The sequence below is a fragment of the Vibrio anguillarum genome (genome assembly GCF_001989995.2).
GTDB classification, from domain to species: domain Bacteria; phylum Pseudomonadota; class Gammaproteobacteria; order Enterobacterales; family Vibrionaceae; genus Vibrio; species Vibrio anguillarum.
The window spans coordinates 26,014-47,544 of record NZ_JAHGUP010000006.1; the positions used below are offsets into that span (position 1 = coordinate 26,014).

The following is a 21,531-nucleotide window of genomic DNA, read 5'->3' on the forward strand; positions in this document are numbered from 1 at the left end:
TTTGAAGAACTGCTAAAAATTACCATTTCATTGACTCGGTATTGTTCATAAACAAGATGATTAAATTAGAGTTTAAGCTCTATTTTGTTTGTGATAACTTCGCGGATGGTTTGTTTCCGATAACGTTCAACTAGTGGTATGATGAGTCCCATTCGACCCAAATAAATAGAAAACTGGATAAGTACTTAATGGTCATTAAGGCAAAAAGCCCAGCAGGTTTTGCTGAAAAATACATAATTGAGAGCATTTGGAATGGTCGCTTTGCACCGGGTTCTATCTTACCTGCAGAGCGCGAACTTTCAGAATTAATTGGTGTAACACGTACAACGCTTCGAGAAGTATTACAACGCTTAGCCCGTGATGGTTGGTTGACTATACAGCATGGTAAACCAACGAAAGTAAACCAATTTATGGAAACTTCCGGTTTACACATATTAGATACACTAATGACGCTCGATGCTGAAAATGCCACCAGTATTGTGGAAGATTTACTTGCGGCTCGGACAAATATTAGCCCCATATTTATGCGTTATGCATTTAAAGTGAACAAAGAGCCTGCCGAGCGCACTATTACTAATGTTATCGAAAGCTGTGAAGCACTATTAAGTGCCAAATCTTGGGATTCTTTTATGGAGTTATCTCCTTATGCACAGAAAATCCAACAGCATATTAAAGATGATGGTGAAAAAGACGAATATAAACGTCAGCAAATATTGATTGCGAAAACCTTTAATTTTTACGATTACATGTTATTTCAGCGTTTAGCGTTTCACTCAGGAAATCAAATTTATGGTTTGATTTTTAATGGGCTAAAGAAATTATATGACCGAGTTGGCAGCTATTATTTCTCTAATCCAGAAGCACGCGAGTTAGCCTTGCAGTTTTACCGTGAATTATTAGCAGTATGTGAAAGTGGCAATCGTGAGCAGTTGCCGATTGTGATCCGTCATTACGGTATTGACAGCGCTCACATATGGAATCAAATGAAAACAACGTTACCGACAAATTTTACAGAAGATGATCATTAGAAAATTCGTTTTACTGTAAAAAAAGCCCGTATGAAACGGGCTTTTTTGTAGGTTAGATATCTTCGTTACCACCCGCTTCTTTAAACCAAGCGGCTAAATGTAATTTTAAATCTTTCAGTTCATCTGGGCCGATTAAGGCCAACCCTAAATCTTCTGCACGAGTAATGTCATTATGGCGGAGCGGGCGAAAGCTCACGAGCATAGCGCGAGCTTGTAGGCCACCAAGCAAATCACGTAATGATTCTAGCTTATAAAGCGTATCATCGCCGTCATCACGCATACCTTTCGTTTTACATTCAATAATATGCAGTTTGTTATTCACCACTGTAGCGACATCGAGTTCATTTCTGACTTCTCGCTCACCTAATTGACGGTAGACTTGAACATTCAAAGAGCGATCTTGAATGGTTGGCATATCATCTTGGATCTGTCTTATTGTACTGTGCACTAATGTTTCTAACCATTCTCCATTGGAAAATCGGCGCGCATCTTCGTTGGCGAAGGTTAAAATGCCATTTTGATAGGTGGCGATTTGTGCTTCGACAAGATCGGTCAACAGAATATGAAGTTCACGATACCCTTGTTGTTTTTCTGAAAGTGCAACATCTAGCCGCTGCTCTTTGCGGCACGTCGTCGCTAAATAGTTTAATGTGGCTAAACCAGGACCAAGTTCTAATGCATTACTTGCCCAGCGCTCGCCGAGTTCGTAAAGTTTTTGGTCAAGTTGTGGCGGAATATGATGCTCACTAAATTCACCCCGTGCACCAAAAATGGTTAAGTAGTCTGAAATGGTAATGTGGTCTTGCACTTGGGTATTATTTTGACCATCGGGATAAAGCCAACACAGCTGATCACTGTTCGGTTCGACGACAAAAATAGGCCATTGATAGCTACGGAACACCTCATAAACGGATAATAAACGATGTCTCAAACCACAACTTGCGTTCAGCTTGACTTCGTCGTATCTGGTTTTCAAATCTTCCGCTAAAAACTGGATAGCTTGTTTGATTGCTGAGGTATTGGAACCCGATGGGATTTCAAAAAACTCAGAAGTGATATCGCGCTGACTCAATACCGAGTGTAAACGTAAATACATTGATTTTTGGTCTTGATCACCGATGAAGACAATGTGCGAACTTACCGTTCGATTATCAAGCAGGGGAGTAACCAAGCGAATAGGGTCTTGGTCGATAATGCCAACATGAACAGCCATAGATCATCCTCATGTTTGGCTTGCAAAGAGTAGGAGGTAGATAATAATGCGCAAGCCGATAGTTATCATATAACGATGTGGCATCAAAAAAACAAGGGCGACTTTAGATTAAAAGCCGCCCTTGAGACATAATTTACATGTAACTTACAAATGGGGTTGAGTTTGTTAACGGTCACTCATAATGTAAAACGATGGACTAATTCATTCTGCTGATTAGCAAGCTGAGTTAGGTTGGCGCTTGCCTGTGCAATTTGAGACATGGCTTGATAGCTACCATCTGCGATTAAATTAATATCCTCGATACTGCGTGCAATGTCACCAGTTGTTTCACTTTGCTCGGCGGCCGCCTGTGTAATATGAGTACTCATCTGACTGATTTCTAGAATTAACGCTTGGATCTCTTCCATTGCGCTATTCGCCGTTGATGCTTGCTCGACAGAAAGTTCCATATCAGTCATGCAGCTTTCAATAACAGTACTGGCAGAAGATGAGCTGGATTGCAAGTTGCTGATCATACTTTCAATTTCAGACGTCGAATCCGTTGTGCGTTTTGCCAAAACACGAACTTCGTCAGCTACGACTGCAAACCCGCGCCCTTGCTCTCCAGCACGAGCAGCTTCAATCGCGGCATTGAGCGCCAATAAGTTGGTTTGTTCTGCAATGTTACGAATCACATCCAAGATAGAACCAATTTGGCTGCTCATTTTTTGCAGTTCACCGACAGCATCAACCGATTGATTTAAGCGAGTCTCAAGTTGATTAATGGTGGTGATATTGTCACTCATAATTTTACGGCCAGATTCAGAAGCCGATTCAACTTTCTGCACCATCTCTAGCGAACTTTGAGCACTTTGCGCTACTTCTTGTACTGAATGAGCCATTTCTGTCATTGCGGTTGCCACGCTCGCGGTTTGCTCACGTTGGGTGCTGAGTTGTGACTGTGCTTTTGAAGAGGTGGTTTGGTTATGGTTAGCTGTGTTGGTTAAATTTTCAGAAGCATCATTCAACTGCACCAAAATATGGTGCAAATTATCTGCTAGCGAATTGATGTGGCCACTTAAGCGACTAAACTCGTTGTTGTAACGAATTTCAATGCGTTGTGTCATATCTCCTTTTGTCAGCCCTTCTAGCGTTTTGAGTATACGATTTAACGGCTCACGAACACTTTGCGCAATGTGGTAACCAATACCCGTAGCCACTAGCACAACCGCAATACCAATCACGATCGCTTTAATAACTCCTTGCTTATAGACTTCCCCGGCTTCTCGCAGAGAGGCATTTAAACCGTCGGTCGCAGTATCGTTAAAAGAGTCTAAAATCGTCATTGCTTTATCGACCTCGATAGCCAAATTCGCAATGTTTTCATAAAGGGCTGTTTTCGCTAGTAAGTAACTATTGTGTTGATCAAGCACACCACCCTTTTGTCCAATATCTTGAGAGAACTTTTGGACGAGATCGTCAAATGTTTTTTTCAGTTCAGGTAATTGGGTCGATAAGCCTCGGTAAGCGTAGTTGAGGTGCGTGACCGCTTTTTTATTCATGGTGACGGCCTTGTCAACAAAGGCGACATCCGAACTGGCCAAAGCGTCTGAAGTGATTAATTCCGCATCTTTCAATTTAATGAAATAACTTTTCGCCATGACTTTAACTGAAATACTATTTTGCCCATCGACAAAATCTTTCATTCCGGTGCTTAAATCGGCATGAAGTCTTTGAAATTCACGAGTTGATTTTTGCACTTGAGCTTGCGCCTCAAACATCGCCTGATAATTATTCATGGCTTGTTCTGCTTCTGAAAAGTAGCGGAGTTCCATCTGTTTAAGTTGGCTTATCCGCTCTTCAAGAGAGGGGTTCATTGCACTTGCTTGTTGGAGCTGGTTTAGCACGTCAGCAAAATCTTGTTTTGCTTTAGCAAATTCTGAACGCATCACATTCATGCGATCTTGGTTTTGTGTCGTCAAAAAGTCCTTAAAAGATTTATCGGCAGAAAGCAGTTGAACACTTGTTTTGTTTGACAAAGAAACGAGCGGTAAGGCGGTGGTTGATACACTTTCGAAATTAGAATGAATTTGATTCATTCCTCCCATCATAATGGCGGTCGTTACTGCAAACATGATGATGATCAGTGTGAAACCAGCGTACATTCGCCTAATCACTGAACCCTTCATAATCCTCTCCCTAGAAAAATAGTGTTTTGTTTTAAAAAATAACAAAATAATGAGTATTGTATTGAATGTGAGACGTACATTTTATGACGGGCCTGGCAAAACGCATTTTTTATATTAGTGTTCTGTCATTTATGCTACGCGTACGGTGTTTTTTATTGAGCTTTTGACAGGGTTCACGCATACTCAAATCCAACTACACACCTATTATGTTCAGTAGCATTAAGGTCAAATTAGTGTCGGTTCTATCGGTTGTCGATATGTTGTCGTGGGCCACTTAGGTATTAGCCTTGAACCACTTATCTCGATCTAATGTACTTTGATGTGACTGCGTAGGCCTATTTACTAGTGGAGTATTTCATGGCTGAAGAAACCATTTTTAGCAAAATTATCCGTAAAGAAATTCCTGCAGATATCCTCTATCAAGATGATTTAGTTACCGCCTTTCGGGACATTAACCCTAGAGCGCCTAGCCATATTCTTATCATTCCCAATGCGTTTATTCCGACGACCAACGATGTTGAACTTGAGCATGAAGCGGCTATGGGACGTATGTTTACAGTGGCAAAAAAAATCGCTCAACAAGAAGGTATTGCACAAGATGGCTATCGCTTGATAGTGAATTGTAACGCTCATGGTGGCCAAGAGGTTTACCACATTCATATGCACTTGGTTGGTGGTCGCCCGTTGGGTCCGCTTTTGATGAGCTAATGCATGGGTCGCCCAGTCACTATTGGGCGCTCGATTGATACGATTAGAGTTAAATATGGAGTATTGAGTGAAGCGTTACGTGCGACATATTACGGTTTTTTTATCGCCTTTTTTTCTCAATGCCTGTGCTAATTTTTCTGCGGGGAACTTGTTTAGTCATTACAGTGCTCAAAATGGCGCTGTCTATCAGTCAGTTAAATCTGGGCAGTATCAAGATGCGGAGAATGAACTTGCGGAATTTGTCGCGGGTGACATTCTGGACAATCTGGAAAAAGGGCGAGTCCATTTTCTTAACCAGAATTATGTAGACAGTAAGCGTAGTTTCGAATTGAGTGATTCTGCGGTTAAAATTCAACAAGATAAGGCATTGATTTCACTAAGTGATACGGCGACAAGTGTCGGTGCGTTGGCTGTGAATGATAACTTGATGGAATACGTTCCTGCGGATTATGAACTCGGTTTTTTACATCTTTATCTCGGTTTGAATTATTTACAACAGAACGATTTGGATGGAGCTCTGGTTGAAGTTCGGCGAGCGAATCAGGTACAAGAGCAAGCAAGGCAGGCTAGAGAAGCGGAACTTGAAAAGGCGCAAAAAGAGCTAAAATCACAAGGTGTGACACCAAACTTAGGCAGCGTACTAGCAAACTACCCTGATGCAGGAAAAGCTTTGCAGGCGGTGCAGAATGGTTACCTTTTTTACCTTTCTGCTTTGCTTTATGAAGCCTCTGGTGATGTTAACAGTGCCTATGTCGACTATCGACGCGCTTTGGCAGTCACTCCCGATAATATTGAGGTTATAGAGGGGACATTACGCGTTGCGAAACGATTAGGGATGAGAGAAGACCTAATCCAATTAGAGAAACGCTACGGGAAATCTCATTCACTGACTGCTTCTCAAGGTCGTGTGCTTATAATAGAAGAGCAGAGTGTGGTGAAAGCCTTAGATAGCTGGCGTCAATCTTTACCCTTGTATGACAGCAGAGGAAATGGCGCATTGTATTCTCTCGCCTTACCTTATTATCCGAATACACCCGTTGAATCATTTTCATCACTGACGATGAATGACAAAGTACTGACTTCTCATTTTCTGACGGATGTGAATTTAATGGCAAGTCGAAACTTGTCTGAGAAAATGCCCTCTATAGTAATAAGGCAAGTGTTGAGAGTGCTGGCGAAAGATCAATTGCGCAAAGAAGCGGCCAAAGATGACAATGTTGGTAATTTAGTCTTCAACGTTTGGAATCTGCTGACAGAGCAGCCCGATACGCGCAGTTGGCTAACGCTGCCAGGGTTGGTGCAAACGGCCAGTCTGCAAGTCAATGCAGGCGAGCAACGAATAAAGGTGGGAGAGCAAGAATATCAGTTTTCTGTACCGGAAAAAGGCACCACTTTGGTGTGGGTTTCTCGTCAGGGACGCCATTCAACCATCTGGCATAAACAACTAGGAAGATTGTAATGAAAAAGTGGATATTGGGACTGTTAGTCACATTCTCATTGATTGGATGTGCTGAAAATACCGCAGGATTAAGAGTTGATGGCGCTTCGCAAAAAGTGCTATTTGGCGACAATGTCTTAGGTAATCGCTTGGTTGTTGAAGATATTGCAACTAACCAAGTGGATGGTCATACGAGGGGAGTTGTGCGTTTAGTGAGTCATTACCAAGGTGACCAAATTATCGAGTACCGTTTTTCTTGGTATGACGATGATGGGCTTGAAGTCAATAACAGACAAAGTCCTTGGAAACAAAAGATCATCAGTGGGATGGAGACGGTGTCGTTGTCGGAGATTTCTGTCAATCCAAATGGAAAACAGTTTCGCGTACAGATCCGTGGGTCAAATAATTAAATTGGGAAAGTAAGGAGCCAATATGAACAAAAGTATTATCGCATTGCTAGGACTCGCTGTCATTTTGGGCGGCTGTTCAAATAAAGTCAGCTACGGAGATGCACAATCCGTTGAAACGACGACTGTTGATTTTGGTTCAACAGATTTACAAAAAATCGCGGGGGAAATGGTTGATAGCATGATGATGTCAGGTTCGGTAGCAGCGATTACCCGTGATTCTCGTCCTATCGTGTTTGTCGAGCGAATCAAAAATAAAACCAGTGAGCACATTGATACTGAATCTATCACTGACACCATCAGTACTAAGATGTTGAATTCAGGTAAGTTCCGCTTCGTCGACATGGGTCGTGTTGAAGCCGTGCGTGAACAGCTCAATTTCCAAAATAATGATGAGTTGGTCAACCAAAGTACCGCCATTCAGTTTGGCAAAATGGTTGGCGCACAATATATGCTGTATGGCAACTTGTCGAGTATTGTGAAAAACGCAAGCAGTGATAAAGATGTATATTACAAAATGACGATGCGTTTAATGGATCTTCAAAGCGGCCTTATTGAATGGGCAGATGAAACCGAAATTCGTAAACAGCAGTCAAAAAGTTTACTCGGTTTTTAATCACAAAATTGAGTAATTGAGAGAAGAGGTCCTTATGGCGAGAATGTCTTGGCGTGAAGCTTGTCAGCTTGATCGTACCTTAACGTCGCTAGAAGGATTCTTCTCTACTCCCCCTGACTACGCACAAACGCTGACAGGGGGGTTAACAAACCGATGTTGGAAAATTGTCACGGAGGAACGCAGCTTTGTTTGGCGGCCTAATACTCCGATCACTCAAGCCTTTTCCATTTCGCGTTTTCAAGAATATCAAATTCTCTCTGCTATCGAATCTTCTCACTTAGGCCCCAAGCCACTTTCCATTAATGATCAAGGATTATTGGTTGAATGGATTGATGGCCAATCCCTTACTGGTGGTTTACCTTTCGATTCTCTATTAAAAACACAGATAAAGATCCATAATCTCAGTACAGCACGCATTCCAGTTGCCCCTTTCAGTTTTATCGCTCGGGTTGATCATTATTGGCTACAGCTCAAAGCTGAGTATAAAAGTGAGGACTTGTCGGCTTTATATCAACGTTGGCGCACCGCACCTAACCTTGCTGATGTTGGTCAGACTTTGTGTCACTTTGATTTGGCTGGCTACAATATGGTTAAAACCGATGAAGGTAACCGCGTGATTGATTGGGAATACGCCTCAATTGCCGACCCCCGGCTCGACCTGGCTTTAAGCATTGATGTTGCAGAAGAAAAACCATTAGAGGCGGTCTACCGTTATTGTCAATTGCGTGAGATTGTGGGGGTCGATGATTGGGTCGAAGGTGTGGTGGCTTGGCATCCAAGAGCAACAATGATGGCCATGTTATGGTATTTGTTAGCACATCAATTATGGGGTGATGACTATTATCGTCAACAAGCCGAACATCTAAAACGCACATTATGTAGCTAGGATCACTGTTTCGTCGTTTTGTTGCAGTAAATTAAGGTTAAAGTCTTTGAAACCACAATCTTCGTGGTAGATTAAAAACCTCAAGGAGTGGGGAGTTATTATGATTATTTATCTGCACGGTTTTGATTCAACAAGCCCAGGAAACCATGAAAAAGTACTGCAATTGCAATTTATTGACAGCGATGTCCGTTTTATTAACTACAGTACACAGCACCCAAAACACGATATGCAGCATCTTCTAAAAGAAGTGCATAAAGTGATTGAGTTGTCTGATGACCCACATCCGATTATTTGTGGTGTAGGCCTCGGCGGCTTTTGGTCTGAGCGGATTGGATTCTTATGCGGAATTAAGCAAGTGGTGTTTAATCCTAACTTGCATCCGGAAACAAACATGACTGGACGCATCGATCGCCCTGAAGAGTATGAAGATATTGCGACTAAGTGTGTTGAGCAATACAGGGTAAAAAATAAAGGACGCTGTTTAGTGATTTTATCTAAAGAAGATGAAATTCATGACAACAGCAAAACAGCAGCAGAGCTCGAAAACTACTACGATATCATTTGGGATGAAACCCAGAACCATAAGTTCAAGAAAATCTCACAGCATTTGCAAGCGATGAAGGCATTTAAAGAATCAAATTAAGCATCTGTGTACACATAGTTTCGACTGAACGACTCACAATTGTGAGTCGTTTTTTTATTGCCCAACACCTCTATATCTCGTAGTGAAATAGGGGAATTCTTTGGTTGCACCATGAGTTTTGCTCTATATAATGATCAAACTATAAATATTTTGATAAATATCAAAAAAAATTGAGAGCAAGTCTTAAATTTGCCTAATTTGTGTGTAGTTACATGCATTTATCCTAATGAAACGTGCTGCGAAGATAGCTTCATTTGCTGAACAAGATTTATCTGAAGCAAGCGCATTACTGAGAATTCCTTCAGTGTGAGATTTCACGCTGAATCATGTTTATTTCTTTTTGAGGATTATTGTTGTGACACGAATTATCGTAGTCGGTGGTGGCGCGGGTGGTTTAGAGCTCGCGACTAAACTTGGTCGCACTCTTGGCCGTAAAAATCGCGCAGAAATCACATTAGTGGATCGTAAAGCAAGCCACTTATGGAAACCGTTATTGCATGAAGTGGCAACGGGTTCATTAGATGAAGGAGTGGATGCGCTAAGCTATCGCGCTCACGCAAAAAATCATCGTTTTGATTTCCAAATGGGTAGTATTGCTGATATCGATCGTGAACGCAAAGTGATTGTTCTTAGTGAATTGCAAGATGAGCATGGTGAATTGTTAATGCCAAGTCGTGAGCTTGAATATGACATTTTGGTGCTGGCAATCGGTTCAACGTCTAACGACTTCAATACTCCAGGAGTTCGTGAGCATTGTATCTTCCTTGATAGCCCTGAACAGGCAAATCGTTTTCGTACTGAAATGAACAATGAGTTTCTAAAACTTCATGCGAAAAATGGTAACGGTACAGTTGATATTGCGATTGTTGGCGCAGGTGCAACGGGTGTTGAATTATCTGCAGAGCTACATAATGCAGTAAAAGAGCTGCGGACTTATGGTTTTGGCGATCTTGATTCAAGCAAACTGAATGTCAACCTTGTGGAAGCGGGTGAGCGTATTCTACCCGCTCTTCCACCTCGCATTTCTAGTGCTGCGCACAGCGAATTAACGAAATTAGGTGTCAACGTTCGTACTGCGACTATGGTCACGCGAGCAGATAAGGATGGCCTAACAACTAAAGATGGCGAAAAGATTCCCGCTCAGATCATGGTGTGGGCTGCTGGCATCAAAGCACCGGATTTTATGAAAGAGATTGCTGGTTTGGAAACAAACCGCATTAATCAGTTAGTGGTAAAAAACACCTTACAAACCACAAGAGATGACGATATTTTTGTGATCGGTGATCTAGCACAATGTACACAAGCTGATGGTTCATTTGTGCCACCTCGTGCACAAGCAGCGCACCAAATGGCAAGCCAAGCGTTCAAGAATATTGTTGCTAAGCTTAACGGGCGTGAGCTCAAACCGTATGTTTATAAAGATCACGGTTCGTTGGTTTCATTAAGTCGTTTTTCTACCGTTGGTAGCTTAATGGGTAATTTAACCAAAGGCTCGATGATGGTTGAAGGTCGTATTGCGCGAGTAGTGTACATTTCTTTGTATCGCATGCACCAAATGGCGCTGCACGGTATGTTCAAAACAGGGTTGATGATGTTAGTTGGCCGTATTAATCGTGTGTTGCGTCCAAACTTAAAGCTTCACTAATATTCCCAGCGTACTGGCCATAAAAAAGCCTCGCCTTTGTTAAAAGGCGAGGCTTTTTTTGTCATCCCACCACCACCACCGCCTTGGGCGATAGTGGTGGTTATATCAAATTCAAGTTATTTAATGGTACTTGAGCGATAAGTGTTATGTGTTAGCCAACTAGGCTGAGCATTGGTTGGTACTGAGCCATCTTGGTTAATGTTTGAGAAATGGAACGAATGTTGGTTCCAAATTCTCGTTGCATTTTTCCATGGTTTATCAGCATCGGCTGATTCATAAACATAGACGCCGTGGTTGATTGCGCTTTCTTTTGCATAATCATTTGCGACCACAATAAGCGATGCATTGTTGTTGCCTTCGAGATCCGCCACAACAGGATATTCCCACAAGGTGTTCGACGAGTTAGCAATCGTTGCTAATACTGCTCCCGTGCGCCCATCAAGAATACGGACTCTCAGAAGATCTTGTACGATAACTTCATCAATGCCATCACCAGTGAAATCGTAAGCCGAGACACCAATTTTACCGCTGTTATAGTCATCATTTGCTACAGACCAAACTTTGCTACCTTGTGCATTATACATATCAACAGCATGATAACCCGCATAGACAATACCAGTGTTCAGGTAACTATCATTAATGCTTTCCCCAACAACAAACTGAACTGCATTAACGTGTTTTTTGAAGGTAAAGATAGGTTTTGGTTTGCTCCAAACATTTAAGCCTACCAATTGGGTATTGCTTGGGACTGTGTATCGTTCAGTGGTTGCTTTGCTCTTCATGACGGGAACAGCATAAGGAATCGTTTTAGTTTTCCAAACAGGAGCTAGGTAAGAAACTGTTTTGGTATGCCAGCCAAAGAACCAGTAAGAAACTTGTTTTGTTCTCCACTCCAATCCAAGATATGGAACTTCTTTGGTTCGCCACTCTAATGCTGGGTATTTAAAGGCTGAGTCTTTTGAACCTAACGTTATTTTCGAACCATCATTGAGAGTGAATTCCATCTCGAGTACGCCATATGTCCACCACGTTTTATATTTGCCGTAGGTTACATCGACAGAGCGGACTTTGCTTGCATCAATAGTATGCAGTGAACCGCCTTGACCACCCACCATATTACTTGCTGTTGATCCAATAGCGTCAATCAGATCTCCTGAGCGGATTTTAAGTTGGTTGTCATCTGCTATTTTAACTGGATGGCTGTGATGTAAATGGGTATATCCATAAACAGGGGACTTAGCTATTTCATTGGTAGAGCTTGTTGCTGTATTACCAAGGAAGTTAGAGATAGCTTGTACACCACCACCTGGGTTTTCAAGGTTATTAACCTCCCACTTTACTGAGCCGTCATGCTCTAAAACTGCAAATACACTGTTTTGTGCTGTTGCTTTAGTGGCTGGTACTGATACAACAATTTCTGGTTTATTGTCGCTATCTAGGTTGGCAACGGAAGAAAACCAAACCGTATCATTCGCTTGATATTGCCAAGTAAATGAGCCGTCACTTTTGTAAAGAGCGCCGTTTGAAAATATTTCTTGAACACCATCGCCATCCGCATCAAAGCTGATCGATGATGGAGCCCACTCCAAACTAAATAGCAAACCAGTATCGTAGTTATAAACACCATCGGCAGAGATGATCTCAATTGACCCATCATTGTTTAAATCAGAGATCGAGATTGTACCGACTGACCGTCCACCTGTGACATGCTTTAAAATTTGCTTTTTAATATTCCCTTCATTATCTAGGATAGTAATGTAAGGGCTTGATGCACTGGTAATAACAATATCAACAACACCATTACCATCAAGGTCTGCAACAGCAGGAGAGTAGCGAGCATCGGCTATGATGCCACCGTTATCGTATGACCAAAGCTCAGAACCATCAATACCACTTAATGCCCTAACTAGTCCACCTTGTGTATATTTGTTATTTTCAAACGTCACAACAATGATATCAGCAATATCATTCTCGTCGATTTTGCCATCGCCATTATCATCATTTAGCTGAGCAACGATAGGTGCCGCCATAACTTGGTTAGACTCAGGTTTAAATGAACTGCCTTGCCAAGACCATTTTAATTGGGTGTTTATCTCACTAGGGCTTGATGCGATTGCAATGTTACTTGCTGTGATACTGCCTATTGACAGTAGCCCGACCGCACATAACGAAAATTTAGAAGTCATTAGGTAACATCTCTCTCAGTATGTTTGTGTAAATTCCGATTTAAATTGATGTTGTTAACCTGTGCTCTACTTCAACGATAGGTATTACGGTAAATGAGTCGAACATGGCACAACACGAGATGGGGAGATTATCAAGACTTAATAAGAGAGATTCAATCTTACATGGCTCTCATAAATGAGAGGTCTTAAAAATGAAACACTCACTAATGAAATACATTGTCAGTTTAACTTTTAGAAGATCACGTACCCAAACCATTGGAACGGTCTGTAGGTGGGTTGTGTTATTGGTTTTAATAAGAATAGTTAACAACAGAATAGCTCTAACCGGTAAGGATATTAAATCAGTGAGCTAAACTGTATGAGAGATGAATAAAAGAAAAAACGCCCAGGCAGGGCGCTTTGTTAGGCTTTATTCTGCAACGCGGCGAACTTGAATGATCATTCCCATTAATGGATGGTCTAGATAGTGGGTTTCGTTGCTGCGCATACGGCGTTTTTGGTCCATCCGATAGCTCTTTAAAAACTCTTCCTTTTCCACTGTTGGGGAGATGGCTTCTAGGTTTCCAAGTTGAACCTCGGCATTTTGCTCTTCAGGTGTAATGTCTAACTCCAATGGTTTACTTTGGAGCACGATTTCTCGCACACTCGGGGCTTTAAGGTCGAGCGTGGTTTCAGCATAAAGATAGTGCTGCACATAGATTTGTAATTTACCGTCGAGTTCGTAAAGGGGACTCGCGATATTTTGTTCTAGCACACCGTTTACTGGCGATTCTTCTAGTACGGCTACTTTTTCACTGCCGTCAGTATTGAATTTAGCGGAGTAATCTTTACCCGCTTGAATATGGAAAATCGGTGCGGAAGCTCTGCCTTGATCGCCTTGACGCCAAGCCGTATGCAATAGCACTTCAAAGCCGGCGTGGTTTTTCAGTTTTTGTGCTTGATCGTTAAGTTGGTAGTCGGAAAAAGGCAGCATTTTCACGCCTTTTTCTTGGCGATAGTTTAAGTCACTAAAACTGCCCGCGCGTTGAATATTGATTTCAGGCAATGAGTTAGGCCACGACTCACTGACCTTCTCTGCATCAATTGCACGCTTAAAAATGATCACTTCTATGTCAAATTGCCGTTGTGCCAGACTTGGCATCGAAATAAGCAAAAGTAGGAGTGGGATCAGTTTTTTCATTATGGCTCCATCATTTTTTGTGCGTAATTTATGCTCTAGGCATCAGGTTTTGTTGGAATTCGCTGAGCATACTCGACACAAATTGAATTCGTTCACGTCTATCAGCTAATGGTACAGCAAACTTAAACTTAGTTGGCCCTTCCATTGCAAATTTTTTCGGTTGTGATTGCAGAAGTCTAACCAAAAAGACGGGATTAATGTCAGCATCTGGATAGAACTCAATGTAGCCGCCTTTTTCATGTGCTTCGATTTTCTTCACTTTTATACGTGCAGCATCAATTTTGACTTCAGCAACGCCGAGTAAGTTATTTGCAGCATCGGGTAACTTACCAAAGCGATCAATCAACTCGACTTTGAGCTCGGCGAGCTCATCTCGGCTAGCGACACTCGCTATCTGTTTATACATGGAGAGGCGAGTATTTACATCAGGAATGTAATCATCGGGTAATAGCGCAGGCAAACGCATTTCTACTTCGGTTTGTTCACGAAGCAAATCGTCAAGAGAAGGTTCTCTGCCATTTTTTAATGCTTCAACCGCTTGCTCTAGCATCTCCATATAGAGAGTAAAACCAATCGATTGGATCTGACCGCTCTGTTCATCGCCCAATAATTCACCTGCTCCACGGATTTCTAAATCGTGCGTTGCTAGAGTAAAACCGGCTCCAAGATCTTCAAGAGATGCAATCGCTTCTAAACGTTTCACGGCATCTTTAGTGATGGCTTTAGGATGTGGAGTGAGTAAGTAAGCATAAGCTTGATGGTGAGAACGTCCTACTCGGCCACGAAGTTGGTGTAGCTGCGCTAAGCCAAGGTTATCTGCTCGGTCCATAATGATGGTGTTCGCGGTTGGGACATCAATCCCGGTTTCAATGATGGTTGTGCAAACCAATACATTGAATCGTTGGTGATAAAAGTCGTTCATCACTTTTTCCAGCTCACGTTCACGCATTTGTCCATGGGCGACGGTAATTCGAGCTTCAGGGACCAGCTTTTCTAAATCGGCGGCCACTTTGTCGATAGTTTCTACTTGGTTATGTAGAAAATAAACCTGTCCACCGCGCATGATTTCACGTAATACGGCCTCTCGAATCGTATTGTCATCATGTTGGCGTACAAAGGTTTTGATGGCTAATCGTCGTGCGGGTGGTGTGGCGATAATCGATAGATCGCGCATTCCGCTCATCGCCATGTTTAATGTACGCGGAATCGGCGTTGCCGTCAGCGTGAGAATATCCACATCAGCACGCATCGCTTTCACTTTTTCTTTTTGGCGAACGCCAAAACGGTGTTCTTCATCAACGATCAAAAGACCAAGATCGCTAAATTTTAGCTCGCTGGAAAGCAGTTTGTGCGTGCCAACCAAAATGTCGACTTTGCCGTCGGCGACATCTTGTAGGATCTGCTTTTGCTCTTTCGCTGATTTGAAGCGTGATAAAACTTCAACACGGATCGGCAGGTTAGCAAATCGGTCTCGAAAGTTCTCAAAATGCTGCTGCGCGAGTAAGGTTGTCGGCACTAATACAGCCACTTGTTTATTGTTGTCGGTACACACAAAGGCGGCGCGCATGGCGACTTCTGTTTTGCCAAATCCAACGTCACCACACACTAATCGGTCCATCGCTTTTTTCTGACACATGTCTGAGAGTACGGCATTGATGGCTGTGTTTTGATCATCAGTTTCTTCAAATGGGAAACCTGCTTTAAAGGTCGCGTATTGACCACGATCCAGAGCGAACTTATAGCCCGGTTTGAGCTCTCGTTTAGCGTAAACATCCAGCAGTTCTGCTGCGACATCACGGACTCTTTCGGCCGCTTTTCGTCGTGCTTTAGTCCATGCTTCACCCCCGAGTTTATGCAATGGTGCGCTTTCTTCCGCGCCGCCAGAGTAACGGCTGATGAGATTTAGTGAAGCGACAGGGACATAAAGTTTGGCTTCGTTTTGATACTCAAGGGTGACGTATTCGGTCATCATGCCACCCGCTTCAAGCGTCTGTAACCCGAGATAACGGCCGATACCATGATCAATATGAACAACGGGTTGCCCTGGTTTGAGTTCGGCTAAGTTACGAATGACAGCGTCACTATTGGTGACTTTACGATCTTTCTTACGGCGAAGAATGACACGGTCACCGAGTAAATCACTTTCGCAGATGAACGCTAAGTTAGCATTGTTATCGATAAAGCCGTGCTCAGATGCCCCTAATACGAGACATTGTTTTTCTTTTGCTTGGCACGCTTGCTGGAAGGTTTCTTTTTCGATAGGGCGCAGTTTTACGCGTTGCAATAGCTCTAGTAATGCTTCGCGACGGCCTTCTGATTCGACGGAAAAAATGATTTTCCCAGTGAAACTTTCACTAAATTGCCGGATGGCGGCTAAAGGCTCTTTATTTTGATGCATGACCGCCAAGTCGGGTAATGCACTGACCGTTAAATTGATCCGCCCTTGCTTTTCTGAAATCGGTTCTACACTGAGTTGGAGCTGAGCCACGTTTTTGAAAAGACTGAAAAGCTCATCTTTTTTAAGCCACAATTCATGAGGCGGCAGTAACGGGCGAAGAGGGTCAACTTTACGCTGCTGGTAACGATATTCGACGTCGGTTAAAAACTGGTCAATCGCTGTTTCGATATTTCCTACGACAATGAGTTGGCTTTCTGGCGCGATATAATCGAACAAGGTTTCGGTGTGTTCAAAAAATAGCGGTTGCCAGTATTCAATACCGGCTGGCCAAATCCCCTTTGAGACTTGCATATAGACAGATTCTGGTTCACGACGTGCTTCAAATCGTTGACGCCAGCGGGTGCGAAAATCTTCAATTGCACTTTCTGTGGTGGGAAATTCATGAGCAGGTAGCAAGCGTATCTCACTGATCTCTTCAATTGAGCGTTGATTCTCAGGATCGAAGGTGCGTATGGTGTCGATTTCATCATCAAAAAAATCAATGCGATAAGGATCGCTGCTGCCCATTGGAAATAAATCAAGAATCGAACCTCGGCTGGCGTACTCGCCTGGGCCAAACACTTGATCAACATGACGATAGCCCGATTTTTCCAGCTGAAGACGCAGTTTATCTAAGGAAAACTGGTCGCCAGTTTTAACCATCAGGGTATGCTGTAGCAGAAATTCTCGCGGCGTCTGACGCTGCAATATGGTGCTCACTGGCACAATGGTAATGCCTGTTTTCAAGCTCGGTAATTGATATAGGCGCGCGATGCGATCAGAAATGATCTCTTGATGAGGCGAAAAACTATCATAAGGCAAAGTTTCCCAATCAGGAAACAGCGCCACTTCGGCGTCACTAAACTGCTCAATTTCGTGCTGCAGCTTTAAGGCGGTTTGAGGATCAGGTACAGCCAGTAAAGTGTGGCTATTATGCTGGTTGGCCAGCTCTGCAATTGCCAACGCAAGGCTTGCACCACGTAGGTTACCAATGTGTTTTTTGTCGCCCGCGCCAGCAGGTTTAATCAGAGTCAGTAAAGAGTGTGTAGTCATGAGAACGCTTATGGTTTATTTCGGTCTAAAGAGCGTTGACGCAGCAATTTTTGCTGCTGGTACAGTGCGGCTTTAATCAAGAGATCTTGGTCAGTATCTCGCAGTAAATCGTATTTCATCGTGATGAGATAGTGTTGCTCGTCCGCTTGGCAATCAATCACCGAACTATAGCAATAAATAGCGGCTGCAGGGTGGTCCAAAAACAGTTTACAGCGGGCTTGGGTACCAATTTCTAGTGCGTTTGGATAACGAAGTGAGAAGCGACTGGCACCAAATGTGCTGGTGATGAAGCGTGAATGTGGCTCATCTTGCTGTGATAACATAAAGGTCAGCAACAAATTCAATTTCGAATTTTGAGTATCAAGTAACTGAACGACGTGCTTGAAATCACTATTTTTCAGTTCTAGTCGTGCACTTTCGGTGAGTGCATCCAACTGGCTAAACTCACTGGCCACAATAAATGGGGCAGGAATCTCCGCTTCAAATATTGATTGGGAAGGTAGCATAAATGTGCTGTCTAAAAGTTCAATATTGGTTGTCAGTCCATAGTGAACCGTAAAAAATTCTTGCTCGGTCATAAAGGCATCCTTCTCATCGCTTTGTTGATTATCGTCATACCGGCGAACTAATCAAGGTATGTCCTTGTTATCGAGTCTATTTAACCGATTTTTGGCAAATTAAAGCTACAACCTTCCACCGTTTCTCGTTACAGTACTGAGCATCACTTTTAGGCGGTTTTTCTTATGTTTCATCCTATTTCGGCGTTCATTGGCTTGCGTTATTTACGTGGGCGATCCGGTGATAGATTCAGTCGATTTGTCTCTTATATGTCTACGGCGGGGATAACCATTGGCGTGATGTCACTGGTGACGGTGCTTTCGGTCATGAATGGTTTTGAATCCCAGCTCAAAAATAGAATCTTAGGTGTGTTGCCTCAGGCTGTAGTTTCGCAAAACGGCGATCGCACTTTGCTCACGCAAGATGTGCCTCAATTCATTAGCCAGCTCTCTAGCGCCAGAGCGGCTGAACCGATTGTACGCAGTGAAGCGGTTGTTCAAAGCTCATCGCAACTGGCCGCAGGCTTGTTGGTGGGAATTGAACCTAATCAAAATGATCCGATTGCGGCGCACTTGATTGCGGGTCAAGTGAGTGCGCTCAAGCCGGGCGAATATCAACTCTTCCTTGGCCATTCACTGGCGCGGGCGCTCAACGTGACAATTGGCGATAAAGTGCGTTTGATGGTCACTTCAGCTAGCCAATTTACCCCCTTAGGTCGTATTCCTGCGCAGCGTAATTTTACAGTCGCAGGCATCTTTAATACGGGGTCTGATGTGGATGGACAGCTGATGCTGACGCACATCAAAGATGCAGCGCGATTGCTTCGTTTACCATCAAATACTGTGTCGGGATGGCGGCTCTTTTTTGATGATCCTTTTGTGGTCGCAGACCTAGCTAGCGCACCTTTGCCTGGGGGGTGGCAATGGAGTGACTGGCGAGATCAGCGTGGCGAGTTGTTCCAAGCTGTTCGCATGGAAAAAAATATGATGGGTTTGATGCTTGGGTTGATTGTGGGCGTGGCGGCTTTCAATATCATTTCCGCGTTGATCATGGTGGTGATGGAAAAACAAGCTGAGGTCGCGATTTTGAAAACGCAAGGCATGACAGATCAACAAGTACTGGCCATTTTTATGGTTCAAGGCGCGAGTAGTGGAGTGATTGGTTCGCTTGTCGGTGGTGTGTTAGGCGTATTGCTGGCGGATAACCTCAATGGATTATTAGAAAGCATGGGTGTAGCGCTGTTCTCTGTGGGGGGAACGCTGCCTGTAGTGATTAACCCCATGCAAATTATGTTGGTGGTGATAGCAGCCATCACGCTCAGCTTATTCGCGACACTGTTTCCTTCCTACCGCGCGTCATCCGTAAAACCTGCCGAGGCTTTAAGATATGAATAACCTTTTACAATGCCATAACGTATGCAAAACCTACCACGAAGGGGAGCTACGGACTCAAGTGCTAAAAGGCGTCAGTTTTGGCATTCAAGCGGGGGAGTTAGTCTCAATTATTGGGACTTCTGGATCTGGGAAAAGTACGTTATTACACATTCTGGGTGCACTAGATGAGGCAACCGAAGGTTCAGTGTCGTTTTTAGGTCAGGATTTATCGAGCTTAAGCTCCAATAAACAAGCGAACATTCGCAATCAACATTTGGGTTTTGTGTACCAGTTCCACCATTTATTAGCCGATTTCACCGCTCTTGAGAATGTGGCCATGCCGTTGCTTATTGGTGGCCAAAAAGTATCGCGTGCTAAACAGGCCGCGCAAGCATTGTTAGAAAAAGTGGGGTTGGGACATCGTTTATCTCATCGACCCTCTGAGCTCTCTGGTGGAGAGCGGCAGCGGGTAGCGATTGCGCGAGCGCTGGTCAATCAACCCGATTTGGTGTTAGCCGATGAGCCTACGGGCAACCTTGATCACAAAACGGCGCTGGCGATTTATGATTTGATGCGTCAAATGAATCAAGAGTTTGGCACGGCATTTTTAGTGGTAACGCATGATAGCGAACTTGCTGAAAAAATGGACAGACAGATGCACATGCAAGATGGTTTGCTGATTAATGTGGAGGCACCGTAGATGTTCACCTCGCTCTCTTTAGTGATTGGTCGGCGTTTTAGCCTGGCAAAGCAGCGTAATAAAATGGTGTCGTTTATCTCGCTCTCTTCCATTATCGGTATCGCCGTGGGAGTTGCGGTGATCATCGTGGGCTTGTCGGCGATGAATGGTTTTGAGAGAGAGCTGCAGAATCGCGTGTTATCTGTCATTGCACATGGAGAGTTTGAAGGGGTTCAACAACCCATCGCGAACTGGTCGTCATTAGTCAAGCAAGCCGTGCAGCATCCAAAAGTGGAAGCGGCCGCTCCTTATGTAAAATTGACGGCATTAGCGGAGAAAGGCGCGCAACTGAAAGCGATTGAGGTACGCGGAATTGATCCGCAAATGGAGCGCACCGTGTCGCGTTTATCTCAATTTGTCTCTTCCGATGCATGGCAAGGTTTTGTCGCAGGTCAGCAACAGGTCATCTTAGGCAAAGGAGTGGCGGATAAATTGGGCGCGGCAGTCGGTGACTATGTCACTTTGATGATCCCCTCTGCGAATGAGAGCGCTAAAGTTCAAGCGCCAAAGCGCGTGCGCGTCAAGGTCTCAGGGCTTTTGGAGCTCAATGGCCAAATTGACCACAGCCTTGCGTTAGTGCCATTGGCAGATGCACAAGCTTACGCCAAATTAGGAGAGCGAGTGACGGGCGTTGCTATCAAGGTCTCAGAGGTATTAAATGCAACTCAAATTGTAAGAGAGGTCGGCAATACGCTTGATCAATACGTCTATCTACGCAGTTGGCAGCAAAAATTTGGCTTTTTGTACCGTGATATTCAGCTGGTCAGAACCATTATGTATTTGGTGATGGTGTTGGTGATTGGTGTGGCGAGCTTCAACATCGTTTCAACACTTATGATGGCGGTCAAAGATCGTGCGGCTGAAATCGCCATTTTGCGCACTATGGGCGCGACCGATGGATTAGTGAAACGAATTTTTGTCTGGCAGGGTGTTTTCTCTGGTGTATTAGGCAGTGTGATAGGTGGCGTGTTAGGTGTGCTGATTGCGTGGAATTTAACAGCGTTAATCAAAGGATTAGAACGGTTAGTCGGCCATCAGTTTTTGTCTGGTGATATCTATTTTGTCGACTTTTTGCCATCACAAGTGAACCTATCGGATGTGGTGCTTGTCTCTTCGACGGCGATTGTGTTGAGCCTACTAGCTACTTGGTATCCTGCCTCTAGAGCCAGTCAACTGAACCCGGCGTCTGTGCTTAGCGCTAAATAATCTCAACTCGGATTCTTTTCGTTCATCAGCATTGAGCTATTTTTAGC

The 21,531-nt window shown here is 43.6% G+C and carries 17 protein-coding genes; 11 read left to right on the forward strand and 6 right to left on the reverse strand.

From position 1 onward, the window contains the following. The first annotated feature begins 188 nt into the window (after positions 1 to 188). Positions 189 to 1,028: a fatty acid metabolism transcriptional regulator FadR gene (gene fadR, locus PL85_RS00835; RefSeq protein WP_010319711.1), complete on the forward strand. Its 840-nt coding sequence runs from the start codon at positions 189 to 191 to the stop codon at positions 1,026 to 1,028. 52 nt (positions 1,029 to 1,080) lie between these two features. Here fadR and PL85_RS00840 read toward each other — a convergent pair whose 3' ends face one another. Together PL85_RS00840 and PL85_RS00845 are read right to left on the reverse strand one after the other, a co-directional pair. Then, positions 1,081 to 2,241 carry a DUF1887 family protein gene (locus tag PL85_RS00840; RefSeq protein WP_013856516.1) on the reverse strand — a complete coding sequence of 387 codons (1,161 nt, stop codon included), beginning with the start codon at positions 2,239 to 2,241 and terminating at the stop codon, positions 1,081 to 1,083. A gap of 176 nt (positions 2,242 to 2,417) precedes the next feature. Continuing rightward, positions 2,418 to 4,409: a methyl-accepting chemotaxis protein gene (locus tag PL85_RS00845; protein WP_026027184.1), complete on the reverse strand. Its 1,992-nt coding sequence runs from the start codon at positions 4,407 to 4,409 to the stop codon at positions 2,418 to 2,420. Positions 4,410 to 4,766: 357 nt separating this feature from the next. On the opposite strand from PL85_RS00845, the gene hinT reads away from it, so the two are divergent. From hinT to PL85_RS00880, 7 genes are all read left to right on the forward strand, one after another. Continuing rightward, positions 4,767 to 5,117, forward strand: coding sequence for a purine nucleoside phosphoramidase (gene hinT, locus PL85_RS00850; protein WP_026028145.1), 351 nt, complete (start codon positions 4,767 to 4,769; stop codon positions 5,115 to 5,117). Between the two features lie 67 nt (positions 5,118 to 5,184). Then, the gene (locus PL85_RS00855) at positions 5,185 to 6,576 is read left to right on the forward strand and encodes a COG3014 family protein (protein ID WP_017042311.1); all 1,392 of its coding nucleotides are present in this window, start codon (positions 5,185 to 5,187) and stop codon (positions 6,574 to 6,576) included. Continuing rightward, on the forward strand, positions 6,576 to 6,965 hold the full coding sequence (locus PL85_RS00860; RefSeq protein ID WP_017045169.1) for a YcfL family protein: 390 nt from the start codon (positions 6,576 to 6,578) through the stop codon (positions 6,963 to 6,965). The genes PL85_RS00855 and PL85_RS00860 overlap by 1 nt, the downstream gene beginning before the upstream one ends. 22 nt (positions 6,966 to 6,987) lie before the next feature. After that, complete coding sequence (gene lpoB, locus PL85_RS00865; RefSeq protein ID WP_081244991.1) at positions 6,988 to 7,578, forward strand: penicillin-binding protein activator LpoB; 591 nt, start codon at positions 6,988 to 6,990, stop codon at positions 7,576 to 7,578. A 34-nt stretch (positions 7,579 to 7,612) separates the two neighbouring features. After that, complete coding sequence (locus PL85_RS00870; RefSeq protein ID WP_038170292.1) at positions 7,613 to 8,464, forward strand: phosphotransferase; 852 nt, start codon at positions 7,613 to 7,615, stop codon at positions 8,462 to 8,464. A 100-nt stretch (positions 8,465 to 8,564) separates the two neighbouring features. Further along, positions 8,565 to 9,107 carry an alpha/beta hydrolase YcfP gene (ycfP, locus tag PL85_RS00875; RefSeq protein WP_013856523.1) on the forward strand — a complete coding sequence of 181 codons (543 nt, stop codon included), beginning with the start codon at positions 8,565 to 8,567 and terminating at the stop codon, positions 9,105 to 9,107. Positions 9,108 to 9,462: 355 nt separating this feature from the next. Beyond that, positions 9,463 to 10,752, forward strand: coding sequence for an NAD(P)/FAD-dependent oxidoreductase (locus PL85_RS00880; protein WP_088728965.1), 1,290 nt, complete (start codon positions 9,463 to 9,465; stop codon positions 10,750 to 10,752). Between the two features lie 116 nt (positions 10,753 to 10,868). On the opposite strand, the gene PL85_RS00885 is transcribed toward PL85_RS00880, so the two are convergent. The 4 genes from PL85_RS00885 to PL85_RS00900 form a co-directional block, all read right to left on the reverse strand. After that, positions 10,869 to 12,938 carry a beta-prism lectin domain-containing protein gene (locus PL85_RS00885; RefSeq protein ID WP_115339115.1) on the reverse strand — a complete coding sequence of 690 codons (2,070 nt, stop codon included), beginning with the start codon at positions 12,936 to 12,938 and terminating at the stop codon, positions 10,869 to 10,871. Between the two features lie 409 nt (positions 12,939 to 13,347). After that, positions 13,348 to 14,118 (reverse strand): peptidoglycan binding protein CsiV, encoded by a 771-nt coding sequence (locus tag PL85_RS00890; RefSeq protein ID WP_088728963.1) that lies wholly within the window; start codon positions 14,116 to 14,118, stop codon positions 13,348 to 13,350. A gap of 28 nt (positions 14,119 to 14,146) precedes the next feature. Continuing rightward, the gene (mfd, locus tag PL85_RS00895; protein WP_115339114.1) at positions 14,147 to 17,608 is read right to left on the reverse strand and encodes a transcription-repair coupling factor; all 3,462 of its coding nucleotides are present in this window, start codon (positions 17,606 to 17,608) and stop codon (positions 14,147 to 14,149) included. Positions 17,609 to 17,616: 8 nt separating this feature from the next. Further along, on the reverse strand, positions 17,617 to 18,186 hold the full coding sequence (locus PL85_RS00900) for a hypothetical protein (protein WP_017048079.1): 570 nt from the start codon (positions 18,184 to 18,186) through the stop codon (positions 17,617 to 17,619). Between the two features lie 165 nt (positions 18,187 to 18,351). On the opposite strand from PL85_RS00900, the gene lolC reads away from it, so the two are divergent. From lolC to lolE, 3 genes are read left to right on the forward strand one after another with little or no spacing between them, the layout of a single operon-like run. Continuing rightward, positions 18,352 to 19,560: a lipoprotein-releasing ABC transporter permease subunit LolC gene (gene lolC, locus PL85_RS00905; protein ID WP_115339113.1), complete on the forward strand. Its 1,209-nt coding sequence runs from the start codon at positions 18,352 to 18,354 to the stop codon at positions 19,558 to 19,560. Continuing rightward, positions 19,553 to 20,239 carry a lipoprotein-releasing ABC transporter ATP-binding protein LolD gene (lolD, locus tag PL85_RS00910; protein WP_115339112.1) on the forward strand — a complete coding sequence of 229 codons (687 nt, stop codon included), beginning with the start codon at positions 19,553 to 19,555 and terminating at the stop codon, positions 20,237 to 20,239. Before lolC ends, lolD begins: the two co-directional genes overlap by 8 nt. Continuing rightward, positions 20,240 to 21,484: a lipoprotein-releasing ABC transporter permease subunit LolE gene (gene lolE, locus PL85_RS00915; protein ID WP_115339111.1), complete on the forward strand. Its 1,245-nt coding sequence runs from the start codon at positions 20,240 to 20,242 to the stop codon at positions 21,482 to 21,484. It abuts the gene before it with no gap. Positions 21,485 to 21,531 lie beyond the last annotated feature (47 nt).